This is a genomic window from Isoptericola variabilis 225, assembly GCF_000215105.1.
In the GTDB taxonomy this organism is placed as follows: domain Bacteria; phylum Actinomycetota; class Actinomycetes; order Actinomycetales; family Cellulomonadaceae; genus Isoptericola; species Isoptericola variabilis_A.
Map to the genome: position 1 here is coordinate 164,434 of NC_015588.1, position 18,176 is coordinate 182,609.

Annotated in this window: 17 protein-coding genes; 8 read left to right on the forward strand and 9 right to left on the reverse strand. The window is 74.2% G+C overall.

The window, feature by feature from the left end; all coding sequences use genetic code 11:
- Positions 1 to 87 precede the first annotated feature (87 nt).
- From ISOVA_RS00750 to ISOVA_RS17450, 4 genes are read left to right on the forward strand one after another with little or no spacing between them, the layout of a single operon-like run.
- Positions 88 to 1,110 carry a 3-oxoacyl-ACP synthase III gene (locus ISOVA_RS00750; protein WP_013837355.1) on the forward strand — a complete coding sequence of 341 codons (1,023 nt, stop codon included), beginning with the start codon at positions 88 to 90 and terminating at the stop codon, positions 1,108 to 1,110.
- Positions 1,104 to 3,695 carry an alpha/beta fold hydrolase gene (locus tag ISOVA_RS00755; protein ID WP_013837356.1) on the forward strand — a complete coding sequence of 864 codons (2,592 nt, stop codon included), beginning with the start codon at positions 1,104 to 1,106 and terminating at the stop codon, positions 3,693 to 3,695. The genes ISOVA_RS00750 and ISOVA_RS00755 overlap by 7 nt, the downstream gene beginning before the upstream one ends.
- Positions 3,692 to 4,672: an NAD-dependent epimerase/dehydratase family protein gene (locus tag ISOVA_RS00760; RefSeq protein WP_013837357.1), complete on the forward strand. Its 981-nt coding sequence runs from the start codon at positions 3,692 to 3,694 to the stop codon at positions 4,670 to 4,672. The genes ISOVA_RS00755 and ISOVA_RS00760 overlap by 4 nt, the downstream gene beginning before the upstream one ends.
- 42 nt (positions 4,673 to 4,714) lie before the next feature.
- Positions 4,715 to 6,202 carry an oxygenase MpaB family protein gene (locus ISOVA_RS17450; RefSeq protein ID WP_013837358.1) on the forward strand — a complete coding sequence of 496 codons (1,488 nt, stop codon included), beginning with the start codon at positions 4,715 to 4,717 and terminating at the stop codon, positions 6,200 to 6,202.
- Positions 6,203 to 6,232: 30 nt separating this feature from the next.
- On the opposite strand, the gene ISOVA_RS00770 is transcribed toward ISOVA_RS17450, so the two are convergent.
- From ISOVA_RS00770 to ISOVA_RS00790, 5 genes are all read right to left on the reverse strand, one after another.
- Entirely contained in the window at positions 6,233 to 7,471 is a 1,239-nt protein-coding gene (locus ISOVA_RS00770) for an endonuclease/exonuclease/phosphatase family protein (protein WP_013837359.1), read from the reverse strand.
- Between the two features lie 227 nt (positions 7,472 to 7,698).
- Positions 7,699 to 7,965 (reverse strand): DUF4334 domain-containing protein, encoded by a 267-nt coding sequence (locus tag ISOVA_RS00775; RefSeq protein ID WP_041294717.1) that lies wholly within the window; start codon positions 7,963 to 7,965, stop codon positions 7,699 to 7,701.
- Positions 7,962 to 8,357 (reverse strand): YchJ family protein, encoded by a 396-nt coding sequence (locus ISOVA_RS00780; protein ID WP_013837360.1) that lies wholly within the window; start codon positions 8,355 to 8,357, stop codon positions 7,962 to 7,964. The genes ISOVA_RS00775 and ISOVA_RS00780 overlap by 4 nt, the downstream gene beginning before the upstream one ends.
- Before the next feature lie 79 nt (positions 8,358 to 8,436).
- Positions 8,437 to 9,684: an MFS transporter gene (locus ISOVA_RS00785; RefSeq protein WP_013837361.1), complete on the reverse strand. Its 1,248-nt coding sequence runs from the start codon at positions 9,682 to 9,684 to the stop codon at positions 8,437 to 8,439.
- 83 nt (positions 9,685 to 9,767) lie between these two features.
- Complete coding sequence (locus ISOVA_RS00790) at positions 9,768 to 10,103, reverse strand: YnfA family protein (RefSeq protein WP_013837362.1); 336 nt, start codon at positions 10,101 to 10,103, stop codon at positions 9,768 to 9,770.
- Positions 10,104 to 10,170: 67 nt separating this feature from the next.
- Here ISOVA_RS00790 and ISOVA_RS00795 point away from each other — a divergent pair, with 67 nt between their 5' ends.
- The 3 genes from ISOVA_RS00795 (at position 10,171) to ISOVA_RS00805 (ending at position 13,106) form a co-directional block, all read left to right on the forward strand.
- Positions 10,171 to 11,172 (forward strand): hypothetical protein, encoded by a 1,002-nt coding sequence (locus ISOVA_RS00795; RefSeq protein ID WP_013837363.1) that lies wholly within the window; start codon positions 10,171 to 10,173, stop codon positions 11,170 to 11,172.
- A 79-nt stretch (positions 11,173 to 11,251) separates the two neighbouring features.
- Entirely contained in the window at positions 11,252 to 11,959 is a 708-nt protein-coding gene (locus tag ISOVA_RS00800; protein WP_143762018.1) for a hypothetical protein, read from the forward strand.
- Between the two features lie 454 nt (positions 11,960 to 12,413).
- The gene (locus ISOVA_RS00805) at positions 12,414 to 13,106 is read left to right on the forward strand and encodes a hypothetical protein (protein WP_143762019.1); all 693 of its coding nucleotides are present in this window, start codon (positions 12,414 to 12,416) and stop codon (positions 13,104 to 13,106) included.
- 212 nt (positions 13,107 to 13,318) lie between these two features.
- On the opposite strand, the gene ISOVA_RS00810 is transcribed toward ISOVA_RS00805, so the two are convergent.
- The 4 genes from ISOVA_RS00810 to ISOVA_RS15270 form a co-directional block, all read right to left on the reverse strand.
- Positions 13,319 to 14,146: a hypothetical protein gene (locus ISOVA_RS00810; RefSeq protein ID WP_013837366.1), complete on the reverse strand. Its 828-nt coding sequence runs from the start codon at positions 14,144 to 14,146 to the stop codon at positions 13,319 to 13,321.
- Positions 14,143 to 16,281, reverse strand: a complete 2,139-nt coding sequence (locus ISOVA_RS00815; RefSeq protein ID WP_013837367.1) for a hypothetical protein — start codon at positions 16,279 to 16,281, stop codon at positions 14,143 to 14,145. The genes ISOVA_RS00810 and ISOVA_RS00815 overlap by 4 nt, the downstream gene beginning before the upstream one ends.
- On the reverse strand, positions 16,281 to 16,616 hold the full coding sequence (locus ISOVA_RS00820) for a hypothetical protein (protein WP_013837368.1): 336 nt from the start codon (positions 16,614 to 16,616) through the stop codon (positions 16,281 to 16,283). The genes ISOVA_RS00815 and ISOVA_RS00820 overlap by 1 nt, the downstream gene beginning before the upstream one ends.
- An 87-nt stretch (positions 16,617 to 16,703) precedes the next feature.
- Complete coding sequence (locus ISOVA_RS15270; protein ID WP_013837369.1) at positions 16,704 to 17,357, reverse strand: hypothetical protein; 654 nt, start codon at positions 17,355 to 17,357, stop codon at positions 16,704 to 16,706.
- 236 nt (positions 17,358 to 17,593) lie between these two features.
- Between ISOVA_RS15270 and ISOVA_RS00830 the strand changes: the two genes are divergently transcribed.
- Positions 17,594 to 18,103, forward strand: coding sequence for a hypothetical protein (locus ISOVA_RS00830; protein ID WP_013837370.1), 510 nt, complete (start codon positions 17,594 to 17,596; stop codon positions 18,101 to 18,103).
- Positions 18,104 to 18,176 lie beyond the last annotated feature (73 nt).

Sequence of the window (18,176 nt, forward strand, 5' to 3'; positions counted from 1 at the left end):
GCCGCGCGGCATACCGTCGAGGCGGGTGGCCCTGCCGCCCGACGCCCGTGTCGTCGTGCCGGCGAGTGCCGGCGGTCTGGAGGTCGCGTGGACGGGAACGCCACCACCCGGTTCTCGAACGTGTCGCTGCTCGCGGTCACCCGCCGCCTGCCCTCGCGCGTCACGACGTCGGCCGAGATCCAGGGTCTGCTCGCACCCGCGCTGCGCCGGCTGCGCGTGCCGGGCCGGCTGCTCGAGCGCGTCGCGGGCGTGCACGCCCGGCGCAGCTGGGGCCCGGACGAGGACTGCGACGCGGCCACGGTCGCGGCCGCCCAGGAGGCGCTGGACCGCGCCGGGGTGGCGCCCGACGACGTCGGGCTGCTCGTCAACACGTCCGTGACGCGCAAGCACCTCGAGCCGTCGGTCGCGGTCGCGCTGCACCACGGCCTCGGGCTGCCGTCGTCGGCGGTGAACTTCGACGTCGCGAACGCGTGCCTGGGGTTCATCAACGGGATGAGCATCGCGGCCGGGATGATCGAGTCGGGCCAGATCCGCTATGCGCTCGTGGTGGACGGCGAGGACGCGGACGAGGTGCGCGCGACGACCGTGGAGCGGCTGCTGCGCGACGGCGTCGGCCGCGAGGACTTCATGCAGGAGTTCGCGACGCTCACGCTCGGGTCGGGCTCGGCGACGGCGGTGCTCGGCCGGGCCGACGAGCATCCCGAGGGCCACCGCCTGCTCGGCGGGGTCACACGCGCGGCGACCCGGTTCCACGACCTGTGCGTCGGCAGCGCCAAGGGCATGTTCACCGACGCGCGGGCGCTGCTCGACGGCGGTCTGGAGCTCGTCGTCGACGCCTGGAAGGAGGCGGTCTCCGAGTGGGACTGGGCGTCGATGGACCGCTACGTGACGCACCAGGTGTCGCGCGTGCACACCGACGCCATCGTCGAGGCGGTGGGCCTCGACCGGTCCAAGGTGCCGACGACGTTCCCGCGGCTCGGCAACGTCGGGCCCGCCTCGGTGCCGATCACGCTCGCGGAGGAGGCCGAGACGCTGCGCCGCGGCGACCGGGTGCTGCTCATGGGCGTGGGCTCGGGCATCAACACGGCGATGATGGAGCTGGCGTGGTGAGTGTCCCGGGGCTCGACCCGCGGTTCCGCCACGAGCTCGACGTCGCCGGCGAGCGGTGGCACTACCTGGACAACGCGCCCGACCTGCGCGAGCGCGGCGCCCGGCCGGTCGGCACCGTGCTCGCGGTGCACGGCAACCCGACGTGGTCGTACCTGTGGCGGCGGCTGGTCGCCACGGGCGCCGACGCCGGGTGGCGCGTCGTGGCGGTCGACCAGCTCGAGATGGGGTTGTCCGCGCGCACGGGCACGCGGCGGACCCTCGCGCGGCGCGTCGCGGACCTCGGCGCGTTCACCGACGCGCTCGGGCTCGACGGGCCGGTCGTCACGCTCGGGCACGACTGGGGCGGCGTCGTGTCGCTCGGCTGGGCGGTCGACCACCCGGAGCTGCTCGCCGGCGTCGCGCTGCTCAACACCGCGGTGCACCAGCCCGACGACGCACCCGTGCCGGCACCGCTGCGGCTGGCGCTCGCGCCGGGCGTGCGGCGCGTCGCCACGCGCTCGACGCGCGCGTTCCTCGAGGCGACGCTCGCGCTCGCGCGGCCGCCGCTGCCGCCCGACGTCGCGGACGCCTACCGCCTGCCGTACCGCACGGCGGCCGACCGCGACGGCATCGCGGGCTTCGTCGCGGACATCCCCACGAGCGCCGCCCACCCGAGCGCCCCCGAGCTCGACCGGATCGCCACCGGCGCCGCCAAGCTCCAGGTGCCGGCGCTGATCCTCTGGGGGGCGCGCGACCCGGTGTTCACCGACCGCTACCTCGACGACCTGCTGCGCCGGCTCCCGCACGCGCGGGTGCACCGGTTCTCCTCCGCGGGGCACCTCGTGGCCGAGGACGTCGACTGGCCGCCGGCGGTGCTCGCGTGGCTCGGGCGCGACGTCGAGGGATCGGCGCGTGCGGCGGGCGCCGCGCGGGAGCCCGCTCCCGCCGGCCCGTTCCGTCCCATGTGGGCGGGCCTCGACGCGCGGGCCGACGACGACGGCCCCGCGGTCCTCGACATGTCCGTCGTGTCCGACGACGGCGAGCCGCGCGTGGTCACGTGGCGCGCCCTGCACCGCCAGGTGCACAGGCTCGCCGCGGGTCTGCACCGGGTCGGGGTGCGGCCCGGCGACCGGGTGTCACTGCTGGTCGAGCCCGGCCCCACGCTCACGGCGCTCGTCTACGCCTGCCTGCGCATCGGCGCGGTGGTCGTCGTCGCCGACGCCGGCCTGGGCGTGCGCGGGCTGACGCGCGCCCAGCGGGGCGCGTGGCCGCGCTTCGTCGTCGCGCAGGCCAAGGGGCTGGCGGCCGCGCGGGCGCTCGGCTGGCCGGGCGTGCGGATCTCCGCCGAGCCGCTCCCGGCCCCGGCCCGGGCGGCGCTCGGCGTCGCGCACGAGCTCGTCGACGTCGCGCGCGCCGGCGACGGGGCGGATCTGCCGCCCGAGCCCGGGCCCGACGACGAGGCCGCCGTCCTCTTCACGTCCGGCTCGACCGGCCCGGCCAAGGGCGTCGTCTACACGCACGGGCGTCTCGCGGCGCTGCGCGACGCGCTCGCCGCGCACCTCGACGTCGGCCCCGAGTCCGGGCTCGTCACGGGGTTCGCCCCGTTCGCGCTGCTCGGCCCGGCGCTGGGCACCCGCTCGGTGACGCCGCGCATGGACGTCTCCGCGCCCCGCACGCTCACGGCCCGAGCGGTCGCCGACGCCGTGCGGGCCGCGGACGCCCGCACGGTGTTCCTCTCGCCCGCCGCGATCCTCAACGTCGTCGGCACGGCGGGTGAGCTCGACGGCGACCCGCGCGCGGGTGCCGCGCTCGCCCGCGTCCGCACCGTCCTGTCGACGGGTGCGCCGATCGGCGCGCAGCTCCTGGAGTCGACGGCCGCGCTCATGCCCGCCGCGACCGCGCACACCCCCTACGGCATGACCGAGTGCTTGCTCGTCACCGACATCACGCTCGACGGCATCCGCGAGGCGGCGTCGGAGCCCGACGACGGCGTGTGCGTCGGCCGGCCGGTGCCGGGCGTCGAGGTCCTCGTGAGCGCCCTCGACGACGACGGCGCGGCGACCGGTCCGCCGTCGGACGAGCCGGGGGTGCTCGGCGAGGTGCTGGTCCGGGCGCCGCACCTCAAGGAGCGGTACGACCGGCTGTGGCTCACGGACCTCGCCGCCGAGCGGGACACGCCGCCCGGGCACTGGCACCGCACGGGCGACGTCGGGCACCTCGACGCCGCGGGTCGCCTGTGGATCGAGGGGCGGCTCGCGCACGTGCTCACCACGGTCGACGGACCGCTCGCGCCGGTCGCGCCGGAGCAGCACGTCGAGCGGCTGCCGCAGGTGCGGCGGGCCGCGGTCGTCGGCGTCGGGCCGGCCGGGGTGCAGCAGCCCGTCGTGGTGGTCGAGCCCGTGCCGGGCGCCGGGCCGCGGCGTCCGGGGCTCGCGCCGCCAGAGCTGTCTGCGGCGGTCCGGGAGGCGTGCCCGGTCCGGCCGGCCGCCGTGCTCGTCACCCCCGACCTGCCAACCGACGTCCGGCACAACTCGAAGATCGACCGCACGCGGCTCGCGGCGTGGGCCGACCGGGTGCTCGCCGGCGGGCGGGTGGGCACCCCGTGACGGTGCTCGTCACGGGGGCCTCGGGCCTGCTCGGGGGTGCCGTCGCGCGCGCGCTCCTCGCGCGGGGCGAGCGGGTGCGCACGCTGCAGCGGCGGCCGTCGGGCGTGCCGGGCACGCAGGACGTGCTGGGGTCGGTGACCGACCCGGCCGTCGTCGCGCGCGCCGTCGACGGTGTGACCGGCGTCGTGCACCTCGCGGCGAAGGTGTCCCTCGCGGGGCGGCCCGAGGAGTTCGAGGCCGTGAACGTGGGCGGCACGCGCACGCTGCTCGACGCCGCGCAGCGCGCGGGCGTGGAGCGCTTCGTCCAGGTGTCCTCACCGTCGGTCGCCCACGCCGGGTCGTCGCTCGTGGGTGTCGGCGCCGAACCGGCCGACCCCCGGCGCGCGCGTGGCCACTACGCGCGGACCAAGGCGGCCGCCGAGCTGCTCGCCCTGGCCCGCGACGGCGAGCCCGGCGCGCCGAGCGTCGTCGCCGTCCGCCCGCACGTCGTGTGGGGACCGGGCGACACGCAGCTCGTCGAGCGGATCGTCGACCGGGCGGCGCGCGGCCGGCTGCCGCTCCTCGGACACGGTGCCGCGCTCATCGACTCGACCTACGTCGACAACGCGGCCGACGGGATCGTCGCGGCGCTCGACCGCGCGCCCGCAGTGCACGGCCGGGCGTACGTCGTGACGAACGGCGAGCCGCGCACCGTCGCCGACCTCCTGGGCGGCATCTGCCGGGCGGCCGGGGTGCGACCCCCGGCGTGGCGGGTGCCCGCCGGCCTCGCGCGGGCGGCGGGCGGCGCCGTCGAGGCGGTGTGGCGCGTGCGGCCGGGAACCGACGAGCCCCCGATGACGCGCTTCCTCGCCGAGCAGCTGTCCACCGCCCACTGGTTCGACCAGCGGGCCACCCGTGCCGAGCTGCGGTGGCGGCCGGCGGTGAGCATCGACGAGGGTCTGCGCCGGCTCGCCGCGCACTACGCCGGCCGCCGCTGATCGGGCGTGCGCGGGCGGCCCGGCGTGCGCCCGTGATCAGGCGTGCGCCGGCTCGCGCTCGGCGCGCCGCGACGCGAGCCGCTCCTGGCGCGTCGGGTCGGCGGCCCACGACGGCCAGCTGAGGTCTTCGGCTCGCTCGCGTCGGGCATGGTCAAGCCGCGCGGCCTGGACGGTCCGCCCGTGCGCATCGTGGACGTCCCGGCCGACGACGCGATCGACGCCGCGGACGACGCCGTCGAGGCGCTGCTGGAGGAAGGCTGGGACCCCGGCCAGATCGCGCTGCTCGCGACCGGGCGCCGACATCCGGAGCAGGTCAACGTCGTCGAGCACGGCGGGCACGCGGCGTACTGGGACGCCTTCTTCGCCGAGGAGGACGTCTTCTACGGGCACGTGCTCGGGTTCAAGGGCCTCGAGCGGCAGGTCGTGGTGCTCGCCGTCAACGGCGTGCGCGACGCCGGACGGGCGCGCGAGATGCTCTACACCGGGCTCTCGCGGGCGCGGGTGCTGCTCGTCGTCGTGGGCGACCGGTCGTGGATCGAGCAGGTCGGCGGTGAGGCCGTGCGCAAGCGGCTCGCGAAGGCGGAGGTGTGGAGCCCTTCGGCCGAGACCGTCGCGGCACGACGTCCAGCGGCGGCGCGGCATACTGACTCCATGTCGGCCGTCGTCGTGGGCCCCGTGGAGCGCCTGAGGGTGCGCCTGGGCGACGCGCTGTTCACCAAGGTCGCGGGCCCGGACGGCGACGTCGCGCGCGACCGCATCCACCTCACGCCGGGCCCGCGCTGGTTCCCGCCTGGCAGCCCGATCCGCCGGGTCCACGGCGACGCGGCGATGTTCGTCGGCGGCCTGCGGGCGCTGCTGCTCCAGTCGCTGCACCCGCTCGCCATGGCGGGCGTCGCGGGCCACTCGGGCTACCGCAGCGACCCGTGGGGCCGCCTCGCGCGGACGTCGACGTTCCTCGCCTTCGCCACGTTCGCCACGATCGCCGACGCCGAGGAGATGATCGAGCGGGTCCGCTCGGTGCACGAGCGCGTCCGCGGCAAGACGCCCGACGGCCGCCCGTACCGCGCGAGCGACCCGCACCTGCTGTCCTGGGTCCACGTCGCCGAGGCCGACTCGTTCCTCGCCGCGCACCAGCGCTACGGCGAGCGCCGGCTCACGCCGTCCGAGGTGGACGAGTACCTGCGCCAGTCGGCCCGCATCGCCCGGGCGCTGGGCGCCGACGTCGTACCCGAGACCAGGGCCGAGCTGACCGCCTGCCTCGAGGAGTACCGGCCCGAGCTCGAGCCCACGCCCGAGGCGCTCGACGCCGCCCGCTTCCTCCTGCGCGAGCCGCCGCTGCCCGCACCGGCCCGCCCGCCGTACGGCATGCTCGGCGCGGGGGCGGTCGCGCTCCTGCCGCCGTGGGCGCGCGAGATGCTCGACGTCGAGACGCGGTTCAGCCGCACGCTCGGCGGTCCCGCCGGGGCGTTCGCCGTCCGGGCGGTGCGGTGGGGCATGGGGACGTCGGAGCGCCGGGACCGCACGCGATGAACGCGCGGCCCCGGCGCCTCACGCGCGGGATCAGACCTTGACGTCCACCCAGACCAGCCGGTGGTCGCTGCTCGGGAACGGGTACTCGCCCGTGAGCCGCGACAGCGGGTCCGAGCGCACCGGCCAGAACACCCCGGCGTCCCGCACCTGCAGGTTCTTCGACGGCAGCACGTAGTCGGCGCGCAGGTTGCCCGGCGCGTTGTCCGCGAAGTCGGCCGTGTCGTACGCGGGATCGCCCGTGTGCGCGGCGTTGGCGCCGCCCTGCAGCTCGGCCGCCTCGACGGCACCCTCCGACGTCGGCAGCGGGTCGGTGATGCGCGGGTGGCCGAGCAGCTGGTCGATCGCGACGTCGTACGAGTCGCCGTCGTGCGGGTCGGCGTTCTGGTCGCCCATGACGACGAACCGCGAGCCGGGCTTCAGCCCGCCGGTGCGGCCCTCGTCGTCGTAGATGTACGACGACGTCGGCCCGGCCGTCACGTAGTCCGCCCAGAAGCGGATCTCGTCGTGGTTGCGGCGCCCGTTGCGGTCCTCGGGACCGTCGAACGTCGGCGGGGTCGGGTGCGACGCCAGCACGTGGACCGTCTTGTTGCCCACCTGCACCGGCACGTCCCAGTGCGACTTGCTCGACAGCCGGACGACCTCGAGCTCCTCCGGCGTGAACCAGTCGGCGGGCTCGGGCGTCGACGGGTCGTCCGGCAGCAGCGCGCCCGGCATGTCCTTCCACAGGAAGGTCTGGAACGTGCGGACCGCGTCGGTGTCGATCGGGTACTTCGACAGCACCGCCATGCCGTACTGCCCCTCGAACACGCCGAACCCGAACGCGTCGTCGCCGCCCCCGACCGTCCCGTCGTTGTTGAGGTCGAACCCGCTCGGGATCCCGGTGTTCGACGGCGCGACGAACGCGTACGGGTACTCGACCGCCTCCGCGCCGCCCTGCGGAACCTCGAGGTAGTTCTCGCGGAACAGGTCGACCGCTCGGCCGCCCTCCACGTAGTCGAACTCGTTGAGCAGCACCACGTCCGGGTTCGCGCGCTGGATGATCTCCGCGACGGTCTGCGCCTGCGCGTTCTCGCCCGTCGCCAGGTCGGATTCGAGCTGGCCCTCGGCCGCGCGGTTGAGCGACAGGTTGTACGTCGCCACGCGCAGCTCGACCGGCTGCCCGACGGCGGCACGTGCGTCGGGTGCATCGGCGACCGCCGGTGCTCCTGCGGTCAGGGCGAGTGCAGCCGCGAGGGACGCAGCCGCAGCGGTTCGGAACGAGCGGGGCATCGGGGCTCCTCGTCGAGTCGTGGGGTCTCCGCCGCGACCCTATGCAGACCGTCCGACACCCACCACGACGTCCAGGTGAACCCTGGCCGAAGTCTCGGCGGCGCAGCGCTACCTCGCGCCGTGCAGCGCTACTTCGCGGCGGGGGCGCTACGTCGGCGCGTGCCGCGCTACGTCGCGGACCGGCGCGCTACGTCGCGCGGGTGGTCATGCCCGCCCCGCGGACGCCGTCAAGCATCGCCTCCAGGCCGAACGCTTGCCCCGGCCCGAGCGCGCCGACGTCGCGCACCTCGCCGTGACGCCGCTCCCGCCCGGCGGAGCACGAAGAAGAACGGCGCCGGCATGCCGCGCAGCTCCATGAGCCCGAGCACGGTGTGCTCGTCGACGCGCCGGAAGACGTCGTCGATCGGCAGCGCGTCGAAGAACGCCAGCGCCTCGGCCGAGGTCGTCCCGCTTCGCTGCAGCTCGACGAGCCGCTCCACCGCCGACCCGCTCACGGCCCGACGTCCCCGTCGACGTAGAACCACGTGCCGCCGTCGCGCACGAAGCGGCTGACCTCGTGGAGCCTCCCGCGCTCGCCGGTGGAGGCGTCGCGGAAGGAGGCGGCGAACTCGACCTCGCCGGCGTCGTCGAACGGGCCGCCGGCGCGCGTGGCGAGGACGTCGAGGCGCCGCCACACCTGGTCGGGGTCCAGCTCGAGCGACGAGGGGCGCGTGCTGGGGTGCCAGGTCGCCAGGAGGTAGCGGGCGTCGCCGACCGCGAACGCGCTGTAGCGCGAACGCATGAGCGCCTCCGCGGTGGCGGCCGTCCGCGCGCCGCGGTGCAGCGGGCCGCAGCAGGCGCCGTACGTCTCGCCGGACAGGCACGGGCAGCGGTCGGAGTCGTCCACGGGGCCATGCTTCCACCCGTGACGACGTCACGCCTGGACTTGGCCAGGACGGCGTCGACGACGCCGTAGCGACGACGGGCTACGGCGTCGGTGCGCCCTTCGCGCCGAGCTCCTTCTCGACCTGCTCGACGGCGTGCTCCGCGAGCGACCTGAGCGGCGCGGTGAAGCGTTCCTCGAGCAGCGCGACGACGAGCGCGAGCAGCACCAGGCCGGCGCTCACGATCGGAACGGTCCGCACTCCGACGAGCGCGACGAGCCCGGCGCCGAGCGCCGACCCGCCGGCGATGCCGAGGTTGAAGATCGACGACGACCAGGCCATGCCCATGTTGGTCGAGCGCGGGGACACGAGCATCACGCGGTGCGACAGCACGGGCGGGATCGTCGAGAACGCCATGCCGAACAGGGCGAGCGCGGCGACGGCCGCGACCGGCTGCTCGCCCAGCGCCCACAGCGCCACCTGCGCCCCGACCAGCACGGCGAGCGCCACGAGGAGCGCGCCGACGGGCCGGCGGTCGAGGAACCTCCCGACGATCACCGCGCCGGCCACGCCCGCGGCGCCCTGGATGAGCAGCAGGCGCGGGATGTCGGACTGCGTGTACCCGGCGACGTCGATGAGGTACTGCGTGACGAACGTGATGACGCCGAACGCGCCCGTGACGACGATGACCGTGATGGTGAGGTCGAAGCCGAAGCGGCGCGCGCTCGGGAACGGTGCGCTGCTCGCGCCGCCCTGGGCCGGAGGCACCGTGGGGAAGAGCGCGAGGACCACGAGCGTCACGACGAGCGACAGGCCCGCCACCGCGAGGAACGTCACCCGCCAGGACGTGTGCTCGCCGAGCCAGGTGCCGAGCGGCACGCCGATGACGGGCGCGAGCGAGTTGCCGACGGCGAGCCGTGCCATGACCTTGCCGCGCACCAGGGGCGGGAAGAGGCCCGCCGTCGCCGGCACGACCGCGACCCAGAACAGCGCCTGCGCGCCCGCGGTGACGAGCCGCGCGGCGAGGAGCTGCTCGTAGCTCGGCGCGAGCGCGGCCCACAGGGTCGAGACCGCGGCCAGGCCGGCGCACGCGGACAGCACCCAGCGCCGCGGGATCGTCCGGGTCCAGTGCGCGAGCGGCACGGACGCCACGAGGACGACGAGCGCGTAGCCCGTCACGAGCAGGCCGATCTGCGACGTCGAGCGCCCCAGGTCCGGCGCCATGAGGGTGAGCAGGCCGGACGGCAGCGACTCGACGGTGACGAACAGGAACGTCGACAGCGCCATCGCGACGAGGATGATCGTCGCGCGGCGCTGGTCCACGGGGAGCGAGGTGAGGGGCGTCTTCATGGGAATCGAAACGATTCTAGTCCCGAGTTGTCAGGCTCACGCCGCGGTATCCACGGGCCTGGCCCTGACAGCTCGCCAGGGAGTCACGCCGACCGCGGCGTGTACATGATGATCGCGACGCCGAGCAGGCACACGAGTGCGCCGACGACGTCCCACCGGTCGGGCCGGAACCCGTCGACGACCATGCCCCACACGAGCGACCCGGCGACGAACACCCCGCCGTAGGCGGCGAGGATGCGCCCGAAGTGGGCGTCGGGCTGGAACGTCGCGAACGCGCCGTACATCCCGAGCGCGATGACGCCGGCCCCGACCCAGATCCAGCCGCGGTGCTCGCGGATGCCCTGCCAGACGAGCCACGCGCCGCCGATCTCGAACAGCGCGGCGGCGGCGAAGAGCGCGACGGAGCGGAGGATGAGCACGGAGACCTCCCGGTGGAGCAGTGCGGCTGACGCTACGAGGATGCCCCACCGCACTTACGCTCGGAGCGTGCCCACGCTGCTGGAGATCGCCGACGAGCTCTACGGCCTCGACCCCGGGGAGTTCATCGGCGCCCGCGACGCGCGCGTCAAGGAGCTGCGGGACGCCGGCGACGACGGCCTGGCGCGCGAGGTCAAGGCGCTGCGCAAGCCGTCGACGGCGGCCTGGGTCGTCGACCTGCTCGTGCGGCAGGAGACCGACCAGGTCGAGCAGGTCATCGACCTCGGCGCGCAGTTCCGCGAGGCGCAGCAGGGCATGGACGCCAAGCAGCTGCGCGAGCTCACCGCGCAGCGGCGCCGGCTGACCGCCGCGGTCACGGCCCGTGCGCGGGCGCTCGCGGAGGAGCACGACGTCGCGGTGAGCGACGCCGTGGCGACGCAGGTCGAGGCGACGCTCACGGCCGCGATGATCGACCCCGACGCCGCCCGAGCGGTCCGCAGCGGGCTGCTCGTCGGCACGCTCGAGGCCACGGGGTTCGCGCCGGTCGACGCCGCGAGCGCCGTCGCCGCCCCCGACGCGCTCGGCTTCGAGCCGCTGCCCGACGACGGCACGCCGCGCCGGCACCTGCGTGCCGTCCCCGACCTGCCCGACGGCGGCACTCGCGCGCGCTCGACGGCTCGCGGCGCGGCGGCGGGCAAGACCAAGGGCGCCGAGGCGAAGGAGTCACGGGAGGAGCGGCGCGAGCGCGAGGCGCGCGAGGCGGCGGCACGTGCGCTGGAGGAGGCGCGCGAGGAGCTCGCCGAGTTCGAGGAGGACGTCACCGCCGCGGAGCAGGAGCGGGACGAGGCCGAGGCGGAGGTCAGCCGGCTCGAGGACGAGGTGAGCGCGGTGGAGGACGAGCGCGAGGAGCTGCGCCGTCGTCTCGCGGAGCTGGACGACCAGGCCCGCCGGCTCGAGGCCGACCTGCGCGGGGCGGTCAAGGTGCGCAAGCGGGCCGAGCGGACGCTCGCGGATGCGACCCGCCGCCGCGACGAGGCGGCCGACCAGGTCCGCGAGCTGGAGGCGGACTGAGCGCGGGACCACCCCATCCTGTGCGCCGAACCTCAAGGGCGGAACTCGGGTTCACCCGGTGCCCGACGCAATTTCACCCGTGAGGCAGACAATCAGGGAGAAGCGGGCAGATAGCATCAACATCGTCCCTGCTGCATCACCGAAGGTTGGCATGTCTCCCATCCGTAGCCTGGCTCTCGTCCCGTTACTGGCGCTCATCGCGTTGACCGCAGCTTGTGGAGGTACGACGCCCGCTGAGTCGTCCGCCTCGACAACGTCTGCCGCTGAGGCGTCGGAGCCTCCAGCCGCGTCGGTTGACGAGGGCCTGTTCAACGTCGATATCACCCTGCGGCGCGACCTCGTGGACCCTGAAGGGGTACAGACGGACGAAGAAATCCTCGCAGCCTTCGACGACGAGCCGGGCGTTACCGCCGTCGTGAACCCCGACAAGACCCTCACCCTGTCGATGTCCAAGGATCGTCAGGGCGAGATGCTCGACGAGATGCGCACGTCGATGAAGGAATCTCTCGCCGACCTCGCGGATGATCCCGAGAACTCGTTCACCGCCATCGAGGCGGACGACGACTTCACCACCTTCACGGTCAAGGTTGACGGGACGAAGTACAACGTGCTCGAAGAGTTCTACGCTTTCGGGCTGTACATCCAGGGCGGCTTGTTCCAGCAGCTCGCTGGCGTCGCCGCGGACGACGTGGACGTTGAGGTCGCTTTCGTCGACGACAAGTCCGGTGAGGAGTTGGGCAGGTCCTCCCTGGCGGAGACGCTCGCTTCAAACAGCGGTACGTCGTAAGTCAGGTTGTAAAGCGTTGATCATGCCTGGCACAGCCCGCCGGCTCTGAGGCCTCGGCCCGCGCGGCGTCTCGCCTTCGCAAAACGTGACACGTGCTTGCGGCCTCCGTCACACGATGTGTCAGGCGGGTTGGGCACGGGCCGTCACGACGGCGGATTCCCGTCGTGCGTCTGGAGCGCTGGACCCACAAAGGCGCGCCGGCGTGGGCCGACTCGCGGCCGCGGCGATCCGCAATAGCCATCGATCCATTGTGCAGACGTACTTGGACCTGGCCACAGTCCAGGACATGCGCAGCGCCCTCCCCGATTTCACCCGCTTGGGCATCGCGACAAATGGTTGCCATGGGGAAGCATTGGCAACGCACCTGCACACCAGGACTAGGCCCGCAGTCGGGCGGTGTCCAGCATCGAGAGAGGCGCAATATATGCGTAAGGTCACTGGGATGCTCGCCGGGATGGCGCTCGCGCTCGGGTCGGCGTCGTGCGCCGTGGGGGACGCACCCGTCGAGGCGCAAGCACCCGCCACGGAGCCCGCAGCGGTGACTCCGGATGCCGAACCGACCGAGACACAGACACCCGAAGAGGAGCCCACGCCCGAGCCCGAGGTCTCGATTTCATACACGGGCTGGGTCGAAAGCGAAGGCGGGGAGTACTCATATGGGGTCGTGATCCTCGACAACCCGAACGAGGGCATGGGCTACGAGGCCGGGCAGTTCGAGATCAGCGCGCTGGACAAGGACGGCACGATCCTCGACACGACCCAAGAGTACGGGACGGTTCTGCCGGGCCAGCAGTTCGCGCTCCATGCGATGTTCGAGGCCGACGCCAGTGAGATCGTCGACCTTGAGGTGCGCGGACCGATGTCAATGGACGACCTCTCCGACGCGGGGACGATCGAGGTGTCCGACGTCGAGGTAACGCACGACGAATGGTCGAGCAGGATCACCGGCACCCTGAGCGGCAACTTCGCCGAGGACCTGGAGAGCGTGCGGGTCATCGCGGTGGTCCGGAACGGCACGGACCTTGTGGCGGTCGAGTGGACCTACGTCGACCGACTGAAGTCCGGCGGCAAGTCGAAGTTCACCATCGACACGTTCGACAAGCCCGCCTTCGACGCCGGCCAGGTGGACATTTTCACTCTGCTCTGATGCCACCTCTGAGCAGAGTGCCGGACGCGACAGGACCACCAGCAGGGGCCGTCTGCGGTGGCCCTATCGTGTGACGGGCCCGACTGCGCGCGGCGCAGCGCGTCCCCCGGTGCTGGCCGCGACGTGTGCGGTCGGACCCGTTCGAGCTGACCTCGGACGCGGCCTAAGCGGCAATGTTGGGCCTCGAGGTCTGTTCCGGAAGCATGGTCAGTTCAGTCGCCCACTTCCTCCACCGCGGCGGCACTCACCGCGGCTTCGTCGCTCCGGACCTTGGCGGCGAGGGTCTCGAGCAGCTCCACCGCGTCGGCGTCGGGCTCGACGCCGACCGGCGTCACCGTGCCGACCGCGACGAACGCGTCACCGGTGACCGTCGCGACGCCGACGACTTCCAGCCGCTCGCCGGACTCGTCGACCACGACCACCCGGTTGCCCATGTAACCGATCGGGCCCGTGTGGAACGGTTCTCCGGCATGAATCCGACGGCTCCGCTCGTCGTACGTCAGGGTGTCACCGATCGCTTCGTGCTCGAGCACGCCGGCCGTCCGCTCGGCGTACCACTCGTCCATCGCTGTCACCCGCGTCTGATAGCTCCACAAGCTCGCCCGGTTGTCGAGAAGCGTCCCGTCCGCGAGGGCGCCGGCGAAGGAGAAGACGTCGGTGTCGCCGACACGTACCCCGTTGAGGCACCACGTGGCCGCATCCGGCGTACCGCGCGTCTCGACCCACAGGGAGGAGAAGGGAAGCTCGCGGATCACGTGCTCGAGCCCGGGCGTCTCCCACGGGTCGATCGCGTCGACCCAGCTCCAGCGTGACAACCATGCTTCCTGTGCCGGGAGCGCGGTGGCGGTCCCCTCGGGGAAGTCGTCGACCGTGATCGCCCACGGCTCCGGCGTCCAGACGAGGATCCGCTCCATCCGGCGCTCGTGCGACCACCGCTCCCACGCAGGCCCGAGCCCGTTGAACATGACCCAGACGATCATGGTGACCAGGACGATCGCCGCGGGCATGTAGACGGCCGGGTCTGTCAGGTACTTCTTCACGGGTTCTCTCCGAGCTCTCGTCGCAGGTCGGACATCGCGTTGTAGGTGCTACCGAAGGCGTCGCTGACGTCCCCCGAACCGGGGGCCAGCTCGGTGCGCTCGTCGACCGCCTCCGCGTACGTCATCCCGTGGTCGACGTCGTGGTCGACGGCGGCCGCGTACGCGCGACCGACGTAGTGCTGCCGCAGCTGCGCCTCCTTCTCGAGCACCGCCTCGCGCGCGGGCCCGAGGCGGTCCGGCACGAAGCCGTCGATCACGGTCCCGGTGGCCGTGGACGTCGACGTCGAGGCGACCGGCGGCATCGGCACCTTCGCGATCGCGACGTTGGCGAGGAACACCGCCCCCGACGCGGCGCCGTCGATCACCGCTTGCTCACGCTGGGCGGTGCGGATCGTCTCGAGCTGCAGCGCGCCCGCCACGGACGCCGCGTCCCGCAGGCTCTCGCGGACGATGTTGCCCTGGTCTCCCTCGCTGATGCCCTCGGGCGCGGAGGTGCCGAACGCCAGGTCGAGCATCGCGTCGTGGTACCGGTCGGCGCTGCCGAGCCAGGCGCCGGCCCCGGCCTCCGTGCGGGAGGTGGCGGAGATGACGTCGCGCAGGGCGAAGGCGTCGAGGTCGGGCTGCACGACGACGGGGAGGTCCTCGACCACGCCGTCGGCGAGTGTGAAGTCGTCGACGACTCCCGCCGGGCGCGGCGGCCCGTTCTTGTCCGCGCTCCGGACCGCGTCGCCGAACACCGGCACGTACGGCTCGTACGCGCGCACGATGCGTACGCTCGCCAGGTCCGACGGCGGAGGTTCCGACAGCAGTCCGCGCGGCAGCTCGTGCGTCGCGTGGGAGACGAGCGTCGCGGCGCGCGCCTGGTCGCTCCTCGACGACGAGCCCGACCCGTGGAGCACCGCCGCCGCGAGCGCGCCCGCGACCGCGGCACCGCCGTCGGGCCACCCACCAGGAGGTGCGACGCCGAACCACGCCCGCGCCCGCTCGGCCGCCAGCGCGTCGTCGGCCGGGGCCAGGTGCTCGAACGCCTCGTGCGGCCGCAGCAGCAGGCCCGTCGCGACGGCGGTGATCAGCGGCTCGAGACGCACCACGTCGACGGGGTCGCCCGGCCGCGAGGTGCGGCGCTCGACGAGCGCCTCGGCCGCCGACCGGTGGACCGCGCCCGGGAGCGCCGGCGCCAGCAGCAGCGCGGCGAGGGCCGCGCGCGCGTCGAGCCCGAGCTCGTGGTCGCCCAGGTCCTCGACCAGCGCGCGCCCGAACGTCTCCAGCTCAGCCTCCGACGCACCCGCCGCCCAGAGCCGCACCCCGTCCGCGAGGCCCTCGGCGAGCGAAGGCTCGACGGGCCGGATCCCCACCGCCCGGTACAGCTCCTCGGGCGTCACCTGGTCCCAGAACGCCGTCCAGAACGCCGGGTCCCGGCCAACCTCGGCGAGCAGCCGGCGCAGCTCGGCGCTCGCGGCGGACCGGTCGCGGCTCGATCCGTTCCACGCCGCGGTCGCCGCGAGGCTCGCCGCGTGCAGCCCACGCTCCCACGACGCCGTCACCTGCGGCACGCGCATCCCCGCAGCGACCGAGGCCGTGACGAGCCGCACGTCGCCCAGCGCGCTCAGCGCCGTCGCCGCGCGCACCGACTCGGCGGCCTTCGCGTCGCGTGCCCGCCGCCACTGCGCCTCCGCGGCGAGGACGTCCGCCCGCGCCTCGGCCATCGCCCGCTCGGCGGCCGGGATCCGCAGCGCCGTCGCCGCGAGGTCCTGCCCGAGCGCGTTCCACGTGGAACGGCGCGCCTCCTCGAGCTCGGCCTGCGCCCGGCGCTCGCGCTCGAGCGCGTCGTCGCGTCGGCTGATCGCGAGCAGCGCGGCCTGCTGCAGGTCGGCCAGCACCGCCGCGTGCCGGCGCAGCGTCGTGGCCGCCTCCGCGAGCACGCCCGCGCACATGCCGAGCCACGTGCCGACGTCGGACAGCCGTGCCCGCGCGGTGGTGACGGCGACGCTCCGCTGCCCCTCGAGCCGTCCGCCCACGCTGCCCGTGCTCGCCCGGGCGTCCTCGAGCACCGCCGCGGCGTGGGCCGCGGCGGCCCCTACGCGCTCGAGCCGCAGCGGGACACCCAGGAGCGGGGCGAACTCGACGTCGCGCATCAGACGGCCTGGTCCCGGCGCGGGCCGGCGGCGGCGGTGGACGGCGCGAGCAGCGCCGCGAGCCCCTCGGCGGTCATGCCCTCGGCCGCCTCGAACGTCTCGGCCGCGTGCGCGAGCGCCGTCGCCAGGTGCTCCACCGCCGAGACGAGGCCGCGGTGCGTCGGCGCCCACGCGGCGAACAGGTCGGCGACCGCCGCGGCGAGCACCGGGTCGCCCGCCGCCCGCGCGTCGTCGTGCCCGACGGCGGTGCTCGCGCCGGCGAGCGCGGCCGCGGCCGCACGGAGCCCGGACGACGCGGCGGCCAGCGCGTCGGTGTCGAGGTCGAGGTGCGCCATGGCCGACGACGGTAGTGCGGTCCGAGCCGACGCCCCGGAGGTTATCCACAGGCTTGTGACGAGGGACGAGCGCGCCTCGGCCACACGTCAGTCCCACCACAACCGGTACCAGCGCTCCTCATCCTCGCCCTCGTCGGCGGGGGCGTTGAACGAGAAGCCCCACCACGGCCCGACCTCGTGCGGCGGCACGCGCATGTCGTCGATGCCGAGGTCCTCGGCGACGTACCTCACGAGGTGCTCGCACTGGCAGCTCCTGGAGTGGTGCCGGTCGACCACGAGCTCGTCGTCGGTGCGGACGAGCACACCCTCGACGGTGATGCGCTCGTCGCAGCGGCCCGGCCCGACGACGTAGCCGTGCGCGCGCAGCCGGTCCGGGTGGGCGGCGAGGGCGCGCAGCACCGCGCCGATCGACGGACCGTCGTTCTGCCGCTCCTCGGCGAGGTAGCCGGGGTCGAGCCGGTCGAGCAGCGTCTCGGCCGCCGCGCCGTCGAGGTCGAAGAACCGGTAGAACGCCTGGGCGCCGTAGGTGTCCTGGCGCAGCACCGGCTCGAGCACCGTGTCGAGGCCGTCCTCGAGCATCCAGCCGTGCCGGCCCTGGCACCAGGCGTCGTGGCGGGCGTCGGGCGCGGTGGCGAGGTCGCGCTCGAGCGTCCACGCGGTGCGCAGGTCGACGAGCTCGGGGGAGACGAACCGGCGCCGCTCGAGCGCCGGCCTGGTCGTGGGGGTCGTGGTCGTCGTCATGGTCGCAGCTCCGTCCGTGCGGTCGGTGGCCCCCGCCGGGCCACCGCGTGCGCACGAGGCTGCACCCGGGGCGAGTCCCGCCGTCGGGCACACGGCGTGAGCTGTGGACGACGACCGCCTGGGGGCGGGCTCGGGACGACGGTGGCAGGATGACGTGTCCGCTCCGGGAGAACCGACGTGACACCGGCGGGCAGCACGACGCATGCTCGACACGCTGGACGAACCGCAGGAGGACGATGACCCGCCACCCCGCAACACGGCCCGAGCCGCGCGCGTACCCCGACACGCCGACCGAGGAGCCCGTCAGCGACGAGCTGCTGGTCGTGACGCGCAAGCACTACGAGGCCGACGGGTCCGTGACGCCCCGCACCACCTACTACCGGCGGCCGGAGCTCGTGAAGTACTCGGTCGGCGACGGCGTCCTGGAGGTCGAGCTCGCGCCGACCGACGACGCCCCGCGCACCACGCAGTACTTCCCGCTCACGGAGCTGTTCGGGTTCGCGGTCGAGGGTCCGACGGCGGAGTACGAGCGGGCGTTCGACGCGTGGACGCAGACGTCGTTCGGCGTCGACGCCGAGACGTACCGGTCGATGCGGCGCAAGTCCAAGGGCGTGACCATGGCGGAGAAGATCCGGCTCCAGATCGCGGACGGGCTCGGTGTCGACCCCGACGACGTGCACTTCGGCGGGTCGTTCTCGATCGAGGAGGACGACGAGGACGACCTCGGCCCGGAGGACGAGAAGTAGTCCGAGCCGGGTCACGCGCCGAGGGTGACGCTCGGCATCCAAGGGACCGAATAATCCGGGCGACATCGCGGGA